The following is a 16,109-nucleotide window of genomic DNA, read 5'->3' as shown; positions in this document are numbered from 1 at the left end:
GTTCCCCGGCGCGGCGGGCCTTTCGGTCAGTGCTCGGAGTAGCTGAAATCGCCCACGGTCCAGGCGCTGACGTCCTCGATCGCCACGCGGTACATCCCGCCCGTCTCGGGGATCCCCACCGCGCCCTGCAGGATCCGGGCGACATGGAAGTGCAGATGCGTGGGCGGGCCGTCCTTCTTCGCCGGGGTGTCGAAGACAGCGGAGAACTCGCTCAGCCGGCTGGAATCCGTCAGTACCTCCGACACCCGTTGCCGCCACACGGCTTCGGGCGCGAGACGGCCGGTGATGACAGCACCGCCCGTGACCACGGTGAGGGACATCTGGCTGCTCTGCCCGGACTCCACGAGGGCAGCGATGTCAGTGATGAGCTCGTCAGGCTTCGGCATGAAACCGAATTCTATGCACCGGCCCGCCCCAGCGGCTCACGCGGTGGCACACCGGTCAGGACAGCCGCCTGCCGTTTCGCCACCGAAGGCGTCGAGTGGCGACGCGATACGGTCCCTTGGGTACTAAAAAGTCACCCTTGGGCAGCCGGGGTGAGCACCACGAAGTCCGCGTTCGACGGATCGAGGCAGCCTGCCAGCCGGCCGACGCCCTCCGCGTCCTCCGGTCCCATCTGCACACTGCCGCCGTTCGCCGTGACCGCGGCGACCGCGGCGTCGCAGTCGGCGACGGCGAAGACCGGATGCCAGTACGGTCGGCCGTTCGCCAGCGCGAGGTCCTGCTCGCGGAGCTGCATGACACCGCCGTGCATCCGCTCCTCGGGAAGGCCGGCGGGAGTGATGAGGGAGTACGTGCCTCCGCCGCCCGGCAGATCCATGTCATCGAACTGCCAGCCGAAGACACCGCCGTAGAACTCCTTGGCCGCTGCGGCGTCACTCGTGTACAGCTCGGTCCAGGAGAGCGAGCCCGGCTGGTCCACCAGTTCGACGCCCTTGTTCGTGCCCGGCTGCCATACGGCGAACTGGCCACCCGAAGGGTCGCTGTACTGGGCCATCCGGCCCCATTCGTCGAGGTCCATCGGCGCCACCCGCACCGTGCCGCCGGCGCGCTGCACGGCCTGGGTCGTCGCGTCCGCGTCCGTGACGCGGTAGTAGATCATCCAGGCGGAGCGGGCACCCTCCTCGGTGAGCTTGCCCAGCCCGGCGACGACCTTGCCGTCCTTGCGGAACATGCCGCCTTCCACGTCCTCCCCCATGGCCTCGTACTCCCAGCCGAGCACGGCGCCGTAGAAGGACGCGGCGCCCGCGACGTCGGGAGTACCGAGGTCGAGCCAGCAGGGGGAGCCGGGGACGAAGTCATTGGTGATCACGGCGATTCCCTTTCGCAGTCGGGTACGAACTCAGCGTGGCATCCCGCGCTGACACCCGCACATCACCGGTCCGGGCCCCGCCCCTGGTGCAGGTCGGGTTCGGTGACTCACCCGAGCTTGTTCGTCCGGGCCTCGACCACGGCCGTGGGCACCGCGGCCGCCTTGCCGGTCGCGAGCGTGGCGAAGCCGACCGTGTTGTACGTCGCGACGGAGTGGCCGACGCGCACCACCTCGGAGTTGAAGGCAACCGAGCGCACGCCGTCCATGCCCACGTCCGCCCAGAAGGCGACGGCCTCGTCGCCGGTGCCGGAGACTCTTGGGCCGTCGGAGTGACCCGGCGGTCATCGAGGGACATCTCCGGTCTGTCTGAGAAGGTTGTTGTACAGGCGTCTGAGGTGTTTGGCCGCGGGGCACCTCACACCGTCCGCCTGGCATTGACGGCAGTTGCGCAGGTGGTGGTCGTAGTCCTTGCGCGCCTGCTCGAGACGGTCGTACGACGGCTGCATTCGGCTTCCTGACGGAGGTTCGGCTGCCCGGTGAAGGGCGCGAGCGGGTGGGGGCGGACTGCCTCAACTGTTCGCGTGAGACGCACGCAGCCACAGTGATCTTGTTACTGGAAGTAGAGCAAGCCGAGGCGTTCATTGTGCCCGCGAAGGCCGGTCGGCAGTGCTCCCGGCATGGACCGACCGCACTCCGGCCGCTGCCCGAACCGACCGGCGGCGTCCCCGACGCACTCCCCCCCCGAACCTCACCCAGCCGAGTTCTAAGCGGTCGACGCCGCCTCGTCCGGACTTGCGGTACGTCAGGAGGGCGCGGTGGCGAGGCTGCGGTTGAGTGCGCTGTCGGGGCGGCCGGTGAGCTCCTCCCAGGTCCCCTCCTCGGTGATGCGTCCCGCTTCGAGGACGGCTATGCGGTCGGCGCGGCGGATGGTGGCCCGGCGGTGCGCGATGACGATCGTGGTACGGCCCTCCTTCTCCAGTGCGGCGGCGAGTCGGGCGTCACTGGCGTTGTCCAGATGGGCGGTGGACTCGTCCAGTACGAGGACTCGCGGCCGGGCCAACAGCGCACGGGCGAGGGCGATGCGGGCTCGCTGCCCTCCGGAGAGGGTGGAGCCGCGCTCGCCCACCGGAGTGTCCATCGGGGCGATGCGGTCGACGCCGCACAGCCGTGCCGTCTCGGCGAGCAGGTCGTCGTCCGCCTCGGGCGCGGCGAGCCGCAGGTTCTCGGCGAGCGTGCCGTGGAAGAGGGGGGTGTCCTGTCCCACCACCGCGACGGCACGCCGGAGTTCCGCGTCACTCACGTGCCGCACGTCGACGGGGTCGCCGTCGGCGGGTATCAGCTGCACCGCTCCCCCGGACGGATCCCAGAACCGGGCCAGCAGGTGGGCGCAGGTCGACTTGCCCGCCCCCGAGGCACCGACGAGGGCGAGTGTCTGCCCCGCGCGGGCGGTCAGCTCGACGCCGTCCAGCACGGGCCCGCCGCCGTAGTCGAACCTCACCCGGTGCAACCGCACCCCCAGCGGACCGGCGGGCAGCGGGAGGGGCACGGCGGGCGGCGGAGCGAGGGTGGGGGCCCGCACGGCCGCGTCGACCCGGGCGGCGGCCGCGCGCAGTGCCACGGCCTGGCTCAGCGCCCGCGCGGACTCCGCGACGGGGCCGAGGACGGACAGCGCGAGTGTCATAGCCGCGGGGGCCCATGCCCCGTGCAGCCGTCCGGCGGTGACGGACTGCGCGGCCGCGGCCACCACACCGAGCACCGCTGCCACGATGAGGAGGTCGCGGACCGCGGCGGCGGCGGCCTCCCAGGTGGCCTCGGCCCGCTGGGCGTCGCCCACCTGCCGCCCCCGCTCGGCCAGTCGGCGGCGCCGTTCGGCCAGCGCGCCGAAGGAGAGCAGCTCGCGCAGCCCGTCGACGGTCTCCACGGTGTCGGCCGACAGCCGCGCGGCGGACGTCCGGGTGCGGCTCCCGCGCGCCGTGCGCCCGCGCGCGTCGGCGAAGGGCGCCGCGGTGAGCAGCGCCGCGACCGGCAGCACCGCCGCCAGCAGCCACGGCTCCACCGTGGCGAGGACCGCTGTGCCACCGGTGAGTACCGTACCCGCCGCGAGGAGTTGGGCGGTGGTGTGTGCGTAGAAGAACTCCAGGGCCTCCACGTCGGCCATCGCGGTGGCGGCGAGGTCTCCGCTGCGCCGGCCGCCGACGCGGGCGGGCGCGCTGCGGGCGAGTCCGTCGAAGACGCGCACGCGCAGTGCGGCCAGTACCCGGTAGGCCAGGTCGTGCGAGAGGTCCATCTCGCGCCAGGTCGTCAGGGCGCGTACGAGGACGAGGGCGACGAGCGCGGTGACGGTGGCGGCCGAGGGGGCGCGGCCTTCGATGACGGCCGTTCCCACGGTGTGCGCGGCCAGGGTCAGCAGGGTGACGAGGGAGCCTTGCTCGAGAAGTGCGGCGGCGCAGGTGCGGACCGTCATGGCGCGGTGTCCGGCGAGGGCGGGCAGCAGGGCGCGCAGTGAGCCCCGCGCGGGCACGCCTGCTTCGGCGATACCGGTGTCGGTGGTGCTGCTCATGCGGCGAGTTCTCCTCGGTGTGCGTGTCCGGCCGCGACGAGTTGGGCGTAGACGCCCCCGGCCTCGACCAGGCCGGTGTGCTCGCCGACCGCGTCGACCCGGCCGGCGTCGAGGACGACGATGCGGTCGGCGTGCCGGACCGCGTCGAGCCGGTGGGCGACCACGAGGACGGTGCGGCCGCCGGCGGCGGTCAGCAGTTCGCGGACGATGTCCGCCTCGCGGCGTTCGTCGACCGAGCTGGTGGCCTCGTCGAGGACGAGTACCGGGGCGTCGGCGAGCAGGGCCCGGGCGAGGGCGAGGCGCTGGCGCTGGCCGCCGGACAGGGTGGCCCCGCGTTCGCCGAGGACGGTGCCGTATCCGTCGGGGAGGGCGGCGATCTCGTCGTGGACGCCGGCGGTCCGTGCCGCGGCCGTGAGTTCGTCGTCCGTCGCGTCCGGCCGGGCCAGGCGCAGGTTGTCGGTGATGGTGGCGGGGAAGAGGTACGTCTCCTGGGAGACCACGGCGATGCCCTGGCGCAGCGAGTCGAGTGCGTACTCGGTCGTGCGGCGCCCGTCCAGGCTGATCCGGCCCTCGCGCGGGTCGTGGTGGCGCAGGAGCAGGGCGACGAGCGTCGACTTGCCCGCGCCGGACGGACCGACGATGGCGGTGGTGCGTCCGGCCTGTGCGGTGAAGGACACGTTGTGCAGTGCGGGCGACTGGGCGTCGCCGTAGGCGAACCCGACGTTCTCGAAACGCAGTTCGGGGGGCGCCGGCCAGTGGGCGGGCGCCGTTCCGGTGTCGCGGACGGCCGGTTCGGCGGTACGCAGGGCCGCGAGCCCGTCCGCGGCCGACGCTCCCAGGTATCCGGCGTGCCATTCGCGCGCGAGGTCGCGGACGGGGCGGAAGCACTCCGAGGCCAGCAGCAGCACGAGGTAGGTGCCGGTCGCCGTGGTGGATCCGGTGACGGCCGACCAGCACGCCAGGAGCGCGGCGGCGGCGGTGCCGCCCTGGATGGCGAGATCGGTGATGCCGGTGTCGATCAGGGACACCCGCAGCTTGGCGACGGTCGCCCGGTGCAGTGCCGCCGAGCGCTCCTCAAGGCGACCGCGGGTGCGTCCGACCGCGCCGGCGGCCCGTAGGGCGGGCATGCCCTGCAGGGCTTCCAGGTAGTCGGCGCCGAGTCCCTCGTAGGTGTCCCAGTGCTCCTTGCCCCGGGCCGCGAGGAGCCGGTCCCAGGCACGTGGGCCGCACAGGGCGAGCAGCAGGGCGGGAACGAGACCGAGGAGGGCCACGGGCTCCACCGCCGCCAGGACGGCGAGCACCGGGAGCGGCACGGTGAGGGTGACCAGGAGCTGGGGAAGGTAGCGCGAGACGTACGCGTCGACGCCCTCCACCCCGTCGACGAGGGTGGTGCGTACGGCCCCGGCACGCGCGGTGGTCAGGTGCGCGGGTCCCAGGCGTCCGAGGTGGGCGAGGAGTTCGTCACGCAGGGCCACCCGCACCCCGGCTCCGGCTCGGGTCGCGGTGCGCCGCTGCCACGTGCCGAGCAGGGCGCGCGCGGCGACGACGGCGAGGACGGCGGCGAGCAGCCACGGGAGCCGGCCGGTGTCGGCGCGCGCCAGGTCGGCGAGCGCGACGGCCAGCAGCGCGGCCTGCGCGAGGTGGGTGAGGGTGACGGCGCCTTGCAGGAGGGCGGCCGCGAGCAGGGGGCGACGTGCGTGCCGGGCGGCGCGGCGCAGCTCGGGGTGGACGATCACGTGGTGTTCTCCTCGTCGGCGTGTCGGGTGCCGAGGGCCAGTGCGTGGACGATCCAGTCCCGGCCCGGTGCGGCGCCGAGCGCGGCGCCGAGGTCGGCCCGCTGCCAGGAGCCGATGGGCCGGGCGGCCAGTCCGTGGCGCAGGGCGGTGACGTGGGCCAGGTGGACGGCGAAGCCGGCGCGCAGGTGGGTGCGGCGGATGTGCGGCGTATCGGCGTCCGCGGGGCAGCCGTGGGCGAGCAGGACGGCGCCCGCGTCCGCGATCCACGCCTGGCCCGCGGCCCAGGCCGCGAGCGTCGGGCGGGCCTCTCGCGCGGCACGCTGCCGCAGTGCCCCGCCGTCGGCGGTCACCTCGACCAGGCCGGGGCGTGGCGTGCCGGCGGCCGCGCACCAGCGCAGGTCGCCGGCGCCGGCCCGCGCGGCGGTGGCGAGAACCGCCCGCAGCGCGTCCGGCGGCGGAGTGCCCGTCAGCGGCGGCGGGGCGCTGCGGCGGGCCAGCAACTCGCCGGGAGTGGGCACGCGCGCCGGCGGCCACGGCCTGGGCGCGCCGCCGAACGGGCGTACCGGGCCCTGAGCGCCGGGCGGACGGACGCGGACGGTGGCCAGTGGGCTCGCGACGAGTCCGTCCAGCCGGACCTCGGGCTCGTCCGCGCCCAGTGCGCGGGCCGCCAGGAACAGCGCCGCGGCGGCGTGCCCGGTGTCCAGGAGCAGCAGTGGCCAGGCGCGATGGCCGTAGTGGGCGACCGTGCGCCGGGCGGTGACGGAGAGTCCGGCGGTCACACCCGGCGGCGTGTCGCCGGGCGGCGGTCCGAGGTGGTGGACGCGGTGGTTCAGCGGGTCGTAGCCGTAGCGGCCGGGCGGCAGGGGGCAGCCGGTCCCCACGAGCAGTTCGGTGTCCACCGGGTGCAGGGCACCGGCGGAGGAGGCGGGCCGCAGCCGGCCGGAGCCGTCCGAGGCCGCCAGGGAGAGGCGCAGCAGGGCCCGCAGGTCGAGATCGGCCGGGCCGGCCTCCGGGATGGGGCGCGGCGGCCCCGGCCAGCAACGGACGGGGGGCCCGGCGGATGCGGCGGCGCCGGGGCGCTCCGCGGAGCGGGCGCGGGCCAGCGCGGCGGAGAGGTCCACCGGGTGGTCCTCATGGGTGTGTTCCATGGCGGCGGTCCCTCACATGTGGGGCGGGGGCGCCAGTGTGAAGTCCTCCGGGGCGCCCGGCGCGGTCGTTCGCCAGCCCCGCCGGACGGCCGCTTCGGCGAGGCGTGGGCAGCCGAAGTAGCCGAAGGCGGCCGGGGCGTTGGGGAGCAGCCCGGAGACGAGGACCCGGGCGACGCGCAGGGACGTCTCGGCCACGTCCTCGGTGGTGAGGTCGAAGGTCATGACCCGGTGGCCGCCCGCGCGCAGCGCGCTCCGCAGCCGTTCCGGGCTGCCGGACTCGACCGCTTCGACGGAGACGGTTCCGTGGGCGGGACCGGTGAACCGCCGGGCCTCGGGCGTCATCCGGTCGTCCAGCCACACCTGCACGTGGGCGCCCAGGTCCCGTACGTGCTCGAACCGGTCACCGCACGCGTCGAGGTAGCGGCCGTCGGCGCGGTGCTCCAGGTACAGGCCACGGGCGAGCAGCCCGGCCTCGACGGCCTGGAACACCCAGCCGTCGGGGTCCGTGAGCCCCTGGGTGAACACCCAGGTGTGGACCGCTTCGAGAACGGCCTTGCGGGCTGCCTCGGCCGGGTCGTACTTGCAGGCGAACCCGGCGGCGTAGAGGCCGAGACGCGGGTCGTGGACGAGGGCGGCCATGCAGGGGGCGAACTCGGAGGGCATCTCCACGATGTGGACGTCGAGCGCGGACCCGGCGAGGTCGTCGGCGAGTCCGGGCACGCCGGCCGGGTCGATGCCGCGAGTCGGGCCGTCGAGGTGCCACCACAGTTCCAGGGCGTCACGTTCGACGATCTCCAGCAGGGCGCGTTCGACGGCGTCGTCGAATCCCTGTCCGGTGGCTATGCCCGCGTAGTTGAGGTGGTGGGTCCGGGGCAGCTCGCGCAGGGCGCCCTGGCGCCAGTTGAGGTGGGTGAGGGCGACGGGTGCCCAGACCTGTGCCGTCCGTCCGTCCGGCAGCCGCTCGGTGCCGCGCGTCCACAGGGAAGGGGTGTCGGCGGTCAGGCGCCGGTAGGGGAACTTCTCCCGGGCGTACTGCCACGGCGCGTAGGCGGGCAGGTCGCCGGGGCCGTAGAGCCGCATGCCCTTTTCGGCCAGTTCCTCGGCGGTGGCGCGCAAGGGGGCGTCGGGGTGACCGGGGGGCGGGACCCGGTTGCCGCAGTACCGCTCCACCCCCTCGGCTATCGCGGCCACCCGGGCCTGCTCGGGGTCGCCGAAGGTGGTGCCGAGGGACACCCGGTCGGCGGGCCACAGACCGTGTCTGCGGGCGTCGGACACCTCGGCGGTGAGCGCGGTGTAGCGGGGCGGGGCACCCGCGGGGTGTTCGACGGGCTTGACCTTGCGGACGATGCCGCAGACGGGATCGACGAGAGCTTCCAGCGGCAGCGCCGTCATCGCAGAATCTCCTTGGCGGAATCGGTGGGCGCGGGGCGGGACGGGAGCACGTGCAGCGTCAGTGCCACGCTCTCCGGGTCGACCTCCCGCCGGGAGGTGAGCAGCCGGTCGGCCGTGACCGGGTCTTCCCCGGTGTGGGGGTTGCGGGCGTGGACCGGGAAGTGGTGCCCGGCGATCTCCAGGCGGAGCCGCGTGCCGGCCCGCAGCCGGCGCGAGAGCCGGCCGAGCTCGATGGTGAACCCGGTTTCCCGGCCTGCCGGTTCCTCGCGCCGCAGGACGCCTACGGCGAGTCGCTCGGCGGCCCCCGCCGGGGTGAGGGCGACCAGCCGAGCGGCCCAGTCGGCGGACGGCGTGTGCGCGGTGGCCCGCAGACGCACGCGTACGGGGCCGACCGCGTCGAGCGGGCGCGGCAACGGCGGGGTGACCGTCAGGCAGCGGTCGGGCGGTCCGCCGGTGGGGACGGTGAGGTCGTCGGAGCGCACGGGATGGTCGGGGTCGGCGGTGAAGGCCGAGCCGTGCTGCGGCCGCGGCCGCAGCGTGCGGGGCTCGCCGTCGGTGCCGGCGGCCAGCCACAGGTTGCCGCCGCCCAAGGCCGCCGCGCCGTGGCGGCCGGAGGCGAGTTTGCCGGTCAGGGCCTGGCGGGCCCAGCGCACGTACAACTCGCCCAGGCTCACCGCGTGGGCGGGGCCGGCGTCGGGGCCGGGCGCGGCGACGAGGCCGTGGCCCCAGGGGCCCAGCAGCAGTCGTGCCGAGGGCCCGCCCCAGTCGCGCCACAGTGCGACGGTGTCCTCGGCGAAGTGGTCGTGGTGGCCGCCCACCGCGAGCAGCGGCATCCCGGCGTGCACCGCTCGCGACGCGAGCCGGCCGCGGTCGCGGTGTCGCCACAGGGCCGCCCAGGAAGGCAGGCTGCGGCCCAGCCGCTCGGGGAGGCCGGCGAGCGGCAGGTGGGCGAGCAGGCCGGGGTCCGCGGCGAGGGCCTTGTCCAGCGCGCTCTCGTCGGAGTCCCGGCGGTCGCCGTGCGCGGCCCACCATCCGGCGCGGGCCAGCAGCCGTTCCACACCGGAGGGTTCGCGGGCCGTCTCGGCGGCGCCGAGCGCGGGTACGGCGGCGATGACGGCGTCCGGCCGGGCGTCCTCGGGCGTTTCGAGGGCGAGGACGAGGGCGCAGTGGGCGGCGTAGGAGGCACCGGCGGCGACGAACCGGCCGTCGCTCCACGGCTGTCGCCGGATCCATCGGGCCGTCACCGCCCCGTCGGCCGCCTCGTTCTCGTACGGGTGCCACTCCCCCGCCGACGCGAACCGGCCGCGCACGTCCTGGACCACGGCGGCGAAGCCGCGGCGGGCCCAGCCGCGCGCCTCGGCGCGGTGCCGGGCACGGTCGTAGGGGGTGCGGACGAGGACGGCGGGGAAGGGACCGCCGCCGTCGGGGAGTCGTACGTCGGTGGCCAGACCCTCGACGACGGTGCTGAAGGGCGTCATCCGTCCTGCTTCGGCATCGGGACGACCGCGGGCACCGGGAGGACGGGGTGTTCGGTGACGGTCAGGGTGCGCAGGTCCACGCGCCGGAGCCGGCGCCGTGCCGGGAGGCCCGCCGTGTCGGGGGCGCCGGTGGCCCACCGGCCGAGGTCGTCGGCGAGCAGGGCCGCGAGCAACCCGGCGGCGGGGACGGTGAGCCGGAAGGGTGCGCCGGACGTGCGAGGGCCGTTCCAGTAGGCGGCCAGCTCGCGGTGCGCGGGGGTCGCGGCGAGCCGGCGGGCCCGGACATGCGCCGCGGTGACGTCTCCGGGGGCGGCGGCGAGCGGTTCGACGTACGCCTGCCAGCCCTCGCGGTGGCAGCGCAGCCAGGCGACCCCGTGCTCGGGCAGCCGGTCGGCCGCGTCCCACAGCCCGTCGGGCACGGGTCCGTCGAGGCACCACACGACGGCTGCGGGGTTCCCGTCGAGCAGGTCCGCGATCTCCGTCGACGACGCGTCGGAAGCGGCTGGGCCGTGAGCCGTCCGCGGTTCGGCGCCCAGGGCGGCCAGGTGCCGGGCCAGCGGTCCGGTCAGTTCCGGTTCACCGAGCAGCCGGACGTCCCGGCGGGCGGCGGGCCACTCCGGTTGCCGGTGGCCGCCCGTCAGGTAGCCGGCCCCGTGGAAGGCCCGCACGAGACGGCCCAGTTCCTCGTCCGCCGGGACCGCGGCCGCGCCGGAGAGCAGCGCGAGCAGAGCGTCCTCGTCCGCGTCCCGGGTCCTGACGCTGAGGAACTCTCCGTCAGTGGTGCGGACGGCGAGACCCCGCCCGGGTACGGCGACGACCTCGACACCGGGTACGAGCCGACTGCGGGTCACGGTGATCCTCCTGACGACGGGTCTGGGACGGGTGTGGGCCCGCCCGGAAGGCAACGGGCGGGCCCACGGTCGAGGGCGGTTGGGCCCTCGCTTACTCCTCGGTGTCGTCGAAGGGGTTCTCGACGAGGGCGTTGGAGTGGGAGGCCGAGTCGTGGGCCAGCTGACCCGGGTCGGCGATCGGCGCGAAGACCTGCTCGTTGTCCATGAACTCTCCTTGTTCTCAGGGGAGACACGGCGTTCGGTCGAACACCGTGACGCCACCTTAATGAATCTGATTTTCATATTCTAGATCCAGGAGGGGGTGATCTGGGTAACACACCGGCCAGCCCCCTTGGGGGTCCCGGCCGACCCGGCCGGCCACCTTCAGCACGTCGGCCAGCAACCCCGGCGTGACGACCTCCCCCGGCGGCCCGTCCGCCACCACACGGCCGTCGCGCAGAGCGACGATGCGCTCGGCGAACCGGGCCGCGTGCGCCAGGTCGTGCAGCACCATCACCACGGTGAGCCCGTGCTCCTCGCGCAGGCGGACCACCGTCCGCAGCACGTCCAGCTGGTGATGCAGATCCAGGTATGTGGTCGGCTCGTCCAGCAGCAGGACGCGGGTGTCCTGGGCCAGCGCCATCGCGAGTCGCACCCGTTGCCGCTCTCCCCCGGACAGCCCGTCGACGTCACGGTCGGCCCACTGCTCCACACCGACGTCCCGCAGCGCCCGGTCCACGACGGGGTCGTCGCCCTCGCGCAGCATGCCCAGCGGGCCACGTGCCGCGTACCGGCCCTGCCGCACCAGGTGACGCACCGTCATTCCCGGTACGGCGGGCGCGGACTGGTGCAGCAGCGCCACCCTCCGGGCCGTGGCGCGCCGGGAGAGCCGGGCGAGGTCGTCCCCGCCGAGCAGCACTCGCCCCCGGTCCGGCCGCAGCAGGCCGGCGGCCAGGCGCAGCAGGGTCGACTTGCCGCAGCCGTTCAGGCCGATGAGGGCGGTCAGTTCGCCCGGCCGCACGGTCAGGTCGACGCCCCGCAGCACAGCTCGTGCGGGGTAGCCGAAGTGGACCCCCTCGACGCGGATCCCCACGGACTCGGTCATGCTCTGTCCTTAAGTCGACTTCAGAACGTACGGCTCGGCGTGCGGCGCACGACGACCAGCAGCAGCACGGCACCGAGGCAGGCGGTGAGCGCCCCGACCGGCAGCGTGAGGCGTCCGGAGTCCAGGATCTCCGCCAGCAGCCGCGAGAACAGCTGCGCCGCGGCGTCCGCCCCGCACACCACGACCGCGCCCACCAGGGCGGCGCCGGGCAGGCTCGCCCGCAGGTCCGCGCCGAAGACGGACACCGCCAGATGCGGGACGAGCAGCCCCACGAAGCCCAGCGCCCCGACGGCCGCCACCGCACCTGCCGTCAGCGCCACCGCGCACAGCAGGGCGAGGGTGCGGGCCCGCCGGGCGGAAAGACCCGCGGCCAGGGCGATGTCGTCCCCGCAGCGCAGCAGGGTGAGCGGCCCGGCCAGCAGCCAGGCCGCGGCCCCCCAGACGAGCGCCCACGGCCACAGCAGGTGCCAGTGCTGCCACACCCGGCCCTCGGTGGTACCCACCAGCCACTGGACGACGCTGCCGAGTTCGCCCGGCTCGACGAGAAGCACCATGGCGGTGAGCCCGCCGAGCACGGCCGAGACCAGCACCCCGTGCACGGCGGTCTGCGCGGGATCGCCGCGGCCGCGGCCGGCGAGCAGCCACAGCAGCGCCGCGCCGGCGCATCCGCCCGCGCAGGCCGCGATGACCACGGCCAGGGGCGAGTCCCACCCGGCGATGCCCAGGGCCGTCGCCGTGACCGCTCCGAGGACCGCCCCCGGCGTCACGCCGGTCACCTCGGGACCGGCGAGGGGATTGCGCAGCGCGGACTGCAGGACCAGTCCGGCCACGGCGAGGCATGCGCCCGCGCCGAGGGCCACCAGCATTCTGGGCAGGCGGAGTTGCCAGAGGATGTGGCGTTCCGTCGCGTCACCGCCACCGCCCAGCACGTCCCGGACCACGCCCGGGGACATGCCGCGCCCGGCCACCAGTTCCACCCCGGCGCACACCGCGGCCAGTGCCACGAGCACCGCGAAACGCCGGCTCACCGCGCGTCCTCCTTTCCGGTCACCCGGCCGGAGAGCGAGGAGACGCCCCCCTGACCGCCGGCGCCGGGACCGTCCCGACGTGCGCTTCCTGGCGGCCCGGCGCCGGCGGCTTCCGCCATGGCGCCGGAGGCCGGGGCCCTCGGCGCGTGCGGCGCGCGCACAGCGCCGGAGGCCACCGCCCCGCGCGGGTTCGTCCGGCCGCGACCGCCCGACCGCATCAGCGCGACCCCGGCGGGGACGCCCAGCAAAGCCGTCCAGGCACCGGCCGGCGTCTCCACCGGAGCCAGTGCCAGCCGGGCCGGGACGTCGGCGACCGTCACGACCACAGCACCCCACGCGGCGGACCAGGGAAGCCAGCGCACCGCTCCCGCCGTGGGGGCGAACCACCGGGCCAGGTGCGGGGCGAGGAAACCCACCCACGCGACGGGCCCGCACACGGCCGTGACGGGTGCGATCAGCACGACGGCGATGGCCAGGGCGGCCAGCCGTGCCCGCTGGGCGCGCACGCCCAGGGCCGCCGCGTCCTCGTCGCCCAGCCGCATCACCGAGAGCACCGGCGCGCACAGCACGAGGGCGGGTGCCGCGACGAGCAGCCACGGCCACAGCCCCGAGACGTCGTCCCAGGTCCGGGCGGAGAGGGAGCCCAGCAGGTAGCGGTAGATGAGCTGGAGGTCGAGTTGGTCGGCCATGACCATGAGGACGAGCAACGCGGCCTGCAGCGCGGCCGCGACCGCGGCGCCGGTCAGCAGCACGGCGGACGGACTGCGCCCCAGACCGGCGGCGAGCAGGGTCAGCCCGCCGCCGAGCGCGGCCCCGACGAGGGCAAGCACGGGCTGGACGACGGCGGGCAGTGACAGTGTCAGCACCAGCGGGGCGGCCACGCCCAACGCGGCTCCGGACGAGACGCCCAGCATCTCCGGCACCGCCAGTGGGTTGCGCAGTGCCTCCTGGAGCACGAGCCCCGCCGCGCCCAGACAGGCTCCGGCGATCAGCGCCAGTACCAGCCGGGGCACGCGGAGTTCGCCGACGACGATCCCGGCGAGCGTGGTGTCCCCGTCCAGCACCGCGCCGGGGAGCCGGTGCGGTGGGACGTGGGGGGTGCCGAGGCTCAGCGCGCACATCGACGCGACGGCCAACAGCACGACCACGAGGAGGGGCTGCCAGAAGGGCGCCCTCACCGCAGCGCGGCCGTGGCCTCGTCGAGGACGAGGCCCAGTGAACGGGTACCGCGCCCCTTGGCCCACACCTCGGAGTTCACCTCGTGCACGTCCCCGTTCCGCACTGCCGGGATCTTGCTCCACAGGGGGTTGTCGGCCAGCTTCTCCGAGAGCTTGCCGTCCGTGTCGCCGAAGCTCATCGTCTCGACGAAGAGGACGTCGACATCCCGGGCGAGGATCTGCTCGAGGCTGTAACTTCCCTCCACTCCGCCGGATTTCCACGGGTAGTCGGCGATCTTCGGGAAGAGACTGGCGGCCACGTCGCCCTCCGGGGTGGCGACGCCGAAGTTCTCGTCACTGCCGTAGATGATGAGGGCGGTCTTGTCGCTCGGGGTCTTCTCGGCCCCGGCGAGCTTGGCCCGGAAGGTCTTCTCGGCCTTCTCCCCCTGCGCGGTGCGGCCCGTGAGCGCGGCCAGGTCGCGCAGGTATCCCACGCTGTCCTGCCACGTCTCGGGCTGCATGGCCCAGAACGTGGTGGCGCCCTTCAGCGCGGGAGCCAGCTTGCCGTGGGTGTCCCCCAGGCCGATCACCAGATCCGGCTTGTGGGAGAGGATCGCCTCCACCTCCGGGGCGATGAACCCGCCGGGAATGACGTCGACCTCCTTGGCCTTCTCCTCCCCGAGGAAGTCGGAGTGCGCGAGCAGCGTGCTGTTGGTGGCCGTCGGAACGATGCCGAGCTCCGTCAGGATGTCGTCGCAGAGTGCGAACAGGCACACGATCCGCTCCGGCTCCTTGTCCAGGGAGACCTCCGCTCCGTTGGTGTCGGTCAGCCGCGTCGCCGCCTTGATGGGCTCGACGGTGACCTCGGTCCTGGCCGGCGGTTCGGCCTCGTCACTCGTGGCGTCGTCGGACGATGTGCCACAGCCGGTCAGTACGGAAGCCACGACCGCCGCGGTGATCCAACCGCGGACAGATCTCGACGGTGAGCGCAGCATTGATGCCCTCGCTTCTTCTTCAGGAACCCGGAACGCAACGAAGATACATGATAATCGTTTTCAGAAAACCGGATCTCCTGGAGGCCTCCATGCCCGCTGCCGCTCCCGTACTGGTCGTGTCCGACCACGTCGCCGGATCCGTACACGTGCTGACCGTGCCGGACGGCACCGTCGTGGGCCGTCTCACGGGCCGTCATCTCTCCGAGCACGCCGGCTTCCTCGCGCTCCCCGGAGGGCGGCTGGCCTGCGTCGACGACCGCCGGGGAGAACTGCTGGTACTCGCTCCCTTCGGCGAGGAACTCGTGGAATTCTCAGTTCCGGTCGCCGTGCCGGCCGAGCACCTCGCCTGCGACCCGTCCGGTCAACGGCTGGCCGTGACGACCGGCCTGGGCAAGAACACCGAGCCGTGGTCGGACCTGTTGACGGTCGTCGACCTGGACACGGGAGACACCGCGCGGGTGCGCACGCGCGTCGGCGAACCGGGCGTGACGGTGCTGGGCGGCGGCGATCCGCTGTTGGCGCTGCGGCACCGGGAGCCCGGCGGGCTGGCCGTCCACCGCTTCACGGACCTCCTGGCGGCACCGCCCAGCTGCCCCGCGGTCACACCCCACGCTTTCGTGCCGTTGCCGGACGACGGGCACGGGGACGCCCAGGACCCCCTCGCGGGGCACGTGTTCACGGCCACGGGCGAAGGAGTGCACCGGGCTCGGAGGAGGGGCGACACGCTCGTGGCCGAGGCGGTGATTCCATGGGAATCGCCCGCCCGGGGCTGGTACCTGCGCCTCGACACCCGTCGGCGGGCACTGTGGACGACGCTGCGCGGCGGAGCTCCGGACCCACGGCGGTGGCCGGAATGGACCAACCAGGCGTGGCAGCACGATCTGGAGACGGGCCGCACCCTCCGCACAGAACTGGGGCCCGGTCTGGTCTTCCGGCTGGCCCTCGCCCGGCGGCACACCGCCTTCACCCGCGTCCACCCCGACGGCGACGAGTTGATCCTGCTGGGCACCGGCGACACCGTCCGACGCTTCCCGCTGCCCTCCATGGACGGTGCTCCGCGCCGCGGCGGCACCCCCTGGGAGGGCGTCCAGCGCCGCGCGGTGGCCGCCTCACCGGGCGCCGACTGGGTCGCCGTCACCCGTGGCGGCCACGGCGAGGTGCACATCATCGACGCGGAGACCGGCCTCGAGGCGACCCGTCTGCGGTTGAGCACGCCGCTGCACCACGGCGGCCACGTGACGCTGCGCGCCCGGAGCGACGGCGCCGACGGCGATCCCGTGGGCCGGTGACAGCGCACGGGCCGACACCGCCCGGCCCGGGCCGCGCCCTCGGTGCCGCGTTCCTGGCCACCGGCAGCGGCGCGGACGT

At 74.5% G+C, this 16,109-nt stretch carries 15 protein-coding genes; 1 reads left to right on the top strand and 14 read right to left on the bottom strand.

Annotated elements, in window-relative coordinates:
• Positions 1-26: 26 nt before the first annotated feature.
• The 14 genes from ACZ4V1_RS23450 to ACZ4V1_RS23385 form a co-directional block, all read right to left on the bottom strand.
• The gene (locus tag ACZ4V1_RS23450; RefSeq protein WP_468339192.1) at positions 27-386 is read right to left on the bottom strand and encodes a hypothetical protein; all 360 of its coding nucleotides are present in this window, start codon (positions 384-386) and stop codon (positions 27-29) included.
• A gap of 131 nt (positions 387-517) precedes the next feature.
• Complete coding sequence (locus ACZ4V1_RS23445; RefSeq protein WP_468339190.1) at positions 518-1,312, bottom strand: VOC family protein; 795 nt, start codon at positions 1,310-1,312, stop codon at positions 518-520.
• A gap of 107 nt (positions 1,313-1,419) precedes the next feature.
• Positions 1,420-1,578 (bottom strand): hypothetical protein, encoded by a 159-nt coding sequence (locus ACZ4V1_RS23440; protein WP_468339188.1) that lies wholly within the window; start codon positions 1,576-1,578, stop codon positions 1,420-1,422.
• Between the two features lie 536 nt (positions 1,579-2,114).
• Positions 2,115-3,872, bottom strand: a complete 1,758-nt coding sequence (locus tag ACZ4V1_RS23435) for an ABC transporter ATP-binding protein (protein ID WP_468339186.1) — start codon at positions 3,870-3,872, stop codon at positions 2,115-2,117.
• Positions 3,869-5,608 (bottom strand): ABC transporter ATP-binding protein/permease, encoded by a 1,740-nt coding sequence (locus ACZ4V1_RS23430; protein WP_468339184.1) that lies wholly within the window; start codon positions 5,606-5,608, stop codon positions 3,869-3,871. Before ACZ4V1_RS23430 ends, ACZ4V1_RS23435 begins: the two co-directional genes overlap by 4 nt.
• Positions 5,605-6,756 carry a nitroreductase family protein gene (locus tag ACZ4V1_RS23425; protein WP_468339182.1) on the bottom strand — a complete coding sequence of 384 codons (1,152 nt, stop codon included), beginning with the start codon at positions 6,754-6,756 and terminating at the stop codon, positions 5,605-5,607. The genes ACZ4V1_RS23430 and ACZ4V1_RS23425 overlap by 4 nt, the downstream gene beginning before the upstream one ends.
• A 12-nt stretch (positions 6,757-6,768) precedes the next feature.
• Positions 6,769-8,148, bottom strand: a complete 1,380-nt coding sequence (locus ACZ4V1_RS23420) for a YcaO-like family protein (protein ID WP_468339180.1) — start codon at positions 8,146-8,148, stop codon at positions 6,769-6,771.
• Positions 8,145-9,626 (bottom strand): CocE/NonD family hydrolase, encoded by a 1,482-nt coding sequence (locus tag ACZ4V1_RS23415; protein WP_468339178.1) that lies wholly within the window; start codon positions 9,624-9,626, stop codon positions 8,145-8,147. Before ACZ4V1_RS23415 ends, ACZ4V1_RS23420 begins: the two co-directional genes overlap by 4 nt.
• A complete protein-coding gene (locus ACZ4V1_RS23410; protein ID WP_468339176.1) occupies positions 9,623-10,477 on the bottom strand; it encodes a hypothetical protein in 855 nt (284 codons plus the stop codon). Before ACZ4V1_RS23410 ends, ACZ4V1_RS23415 begins: the two co-directional genes overlap by 4 nt.
• 91 nt (positions 10,478-10,568) lie before the next feature.
• Positions 10,569-10,682 carry a streptamidine family RiPP gene (amiA, locus tag ACZ4V1_RS23405; protein ID WP_240661371.1) on the bottom strand — a complete coding sequence of 38 codons (114 nt, stop codon included), beginning with the start codon at positions 10,680-10,682 and terminating at the stop codon, positions 10,569-10,571.
• A 57-nt stretch (positions 10,683-10,739) separates the two neighbouring features.
• Positions 10,740-11,561: an ABC transporter ATP-binding protein gene (locus ACZ4V1_RS23400; protein ID WP_468339174.1), complete on the bottom strand. Its 822-nt coding sequence runs from the start codon at positions 11,559-11,561 to the stop codon at positions 10,740-10,742.
• 20 nt (positions 11,562-11,581) lie between these two features.
• Entirely contained in the window at positions 11,582-12,589 is a 1,008-nt protein-coding gene (locus ACZ4V1_RS23395) for a FecCD family ABC transporter permease (RefSeq protein WP_468339172.1), read from the bottom strand.
• Complete coding sequence (locus tag ACZ4V1_RS23390) at positions 12,586-13,710, bottom strand: FecCD family ABC transporter permease (RefSeq protein WP_468339274.1); 1,125 nt, start codon at positions 13,708-13,710, stop codon at positions 12,586-12,588. The genes ACZ4V1_RS23395 and ACZ4V1_RS23390 overlap by 4 nt, the downstream gene beginning before the upstream one ends.
• A 53-nt stretch (positions 13,711-13,763) precedes the next feature.
• Entirely contained in the window at positions 13,764-14,741 is a 978-nt protein-coding gene (locus tag ACZ4V1_RS23385) for an ABC transporter substrate-binding protein (protein WP_468339170.1), read from the bottom strand.
• Between the two features lie 89 nt (positions 14,742-14,830).
• On the opposite strand from ACZ4V1_RS23385, the gene ACZ4V1_RS23380 reads away from it, so the two are divergent.
• A complete protein-coding gene (locus ACZ4V1_RS23380) occupies positions 14,831-16,030 on the top strand; it encodes a YncE family protein (RefSeq protein WP_468339168.1) in 1,200 nt (399 codons plus the stop codon).
• Positions 16,031-16,109 lie beyond the last annotated feature (79 nt).

This window comes from Streptomyces sp. NPDC028991, assembly GCF_055564775.1.
Note: the sequence above shows the minus strand (reverse complement) of the source record. Positions and strands in the feature narration are given on the sequence as shown.

Bases quoted from the DNA above. Each gene is read 5' to 3' on its own strand.
- ACZ4V1_RS23450 (WP_468339192.1), bottom strand. From the start codon at position 386: ATGCCGAAGCCTGACGAGCTCATCACTGACATCGCTGCCCTCGTGGAG.
- ACZ4V1_RS23440 (WP_468339188.1), bottom strand. From the start codon at position 1,578: ATGGACGGCGTGCGCTCGGTTGCCTTCAACTCCGAGGTGGTGCGCGTC.
- ACZ4V1_RS23435 (WP_468339186.1), bottom strand. From the start codon at position 3,872: ATGAGCAGCACCACCGACACCGGTATCGCCGAAGCAGGCGTGCCCGCG.
- ACZ4V1_RS23425 (WP_468339182.1), bottom strand. From the start codon at position 6,756: ATGGAACACACCCATGAGGACCACCCGGTGGACCTCTCCGCCGCGCTG.
- ACZ4V1_RS23420 (WP_468339180.1), bottom strand. From the start codon at position 8,148: ATGACGGCGCTGCCGCTGGAAGCTCTCGTCGATCCCGTCTGCGGCATC.
- ACZ4V1_RS23415 (WP_468339178.1), bottom strand. From the start codon at position 9,626: ATGACGCCCTTCAGCACCGTCGTCGAGGGTCTGGCCACCGACGTACGA.
- amiA (WP_240661371.1), bottom strand. From the start codon at position 10,682: ATGGACAACGAGCAGGTCTTCGCGCCGATCGCCGACCCGGGTCAGCTG.
- ACZ4V1_RS23400 (WP_468339174.1), bottom strand. From the start codon at position 11,561: ATGACCGAGTCCGTGGGGATCCGCGTCGAGGGGGTCCACTTCGGCTAC.
- ACZ4V1_RS23390 (WP_468339274.1), bottom strand. From the start codon at position 13,710: ATGTGCGCGCTGAGCCTCGGCACCCCCCACGTCCCACCGCACCGGCTC.
- ACZ4V1_RS23385 (WP_468339170.1), bottom strand. From the start codon at position 14,741: ATGCTGCGCTCACCGTCGAGATCTGTCCGCGGTTGGATCACCGCGGCG.
- ACZ4V1_RS23380 (WP_468339168.1), top strand. From the start codon at position 14,831: ATGCCCGCTGCCGCTCCCGTACTGGTCGTGTCCGACCACGTCGCCGGA.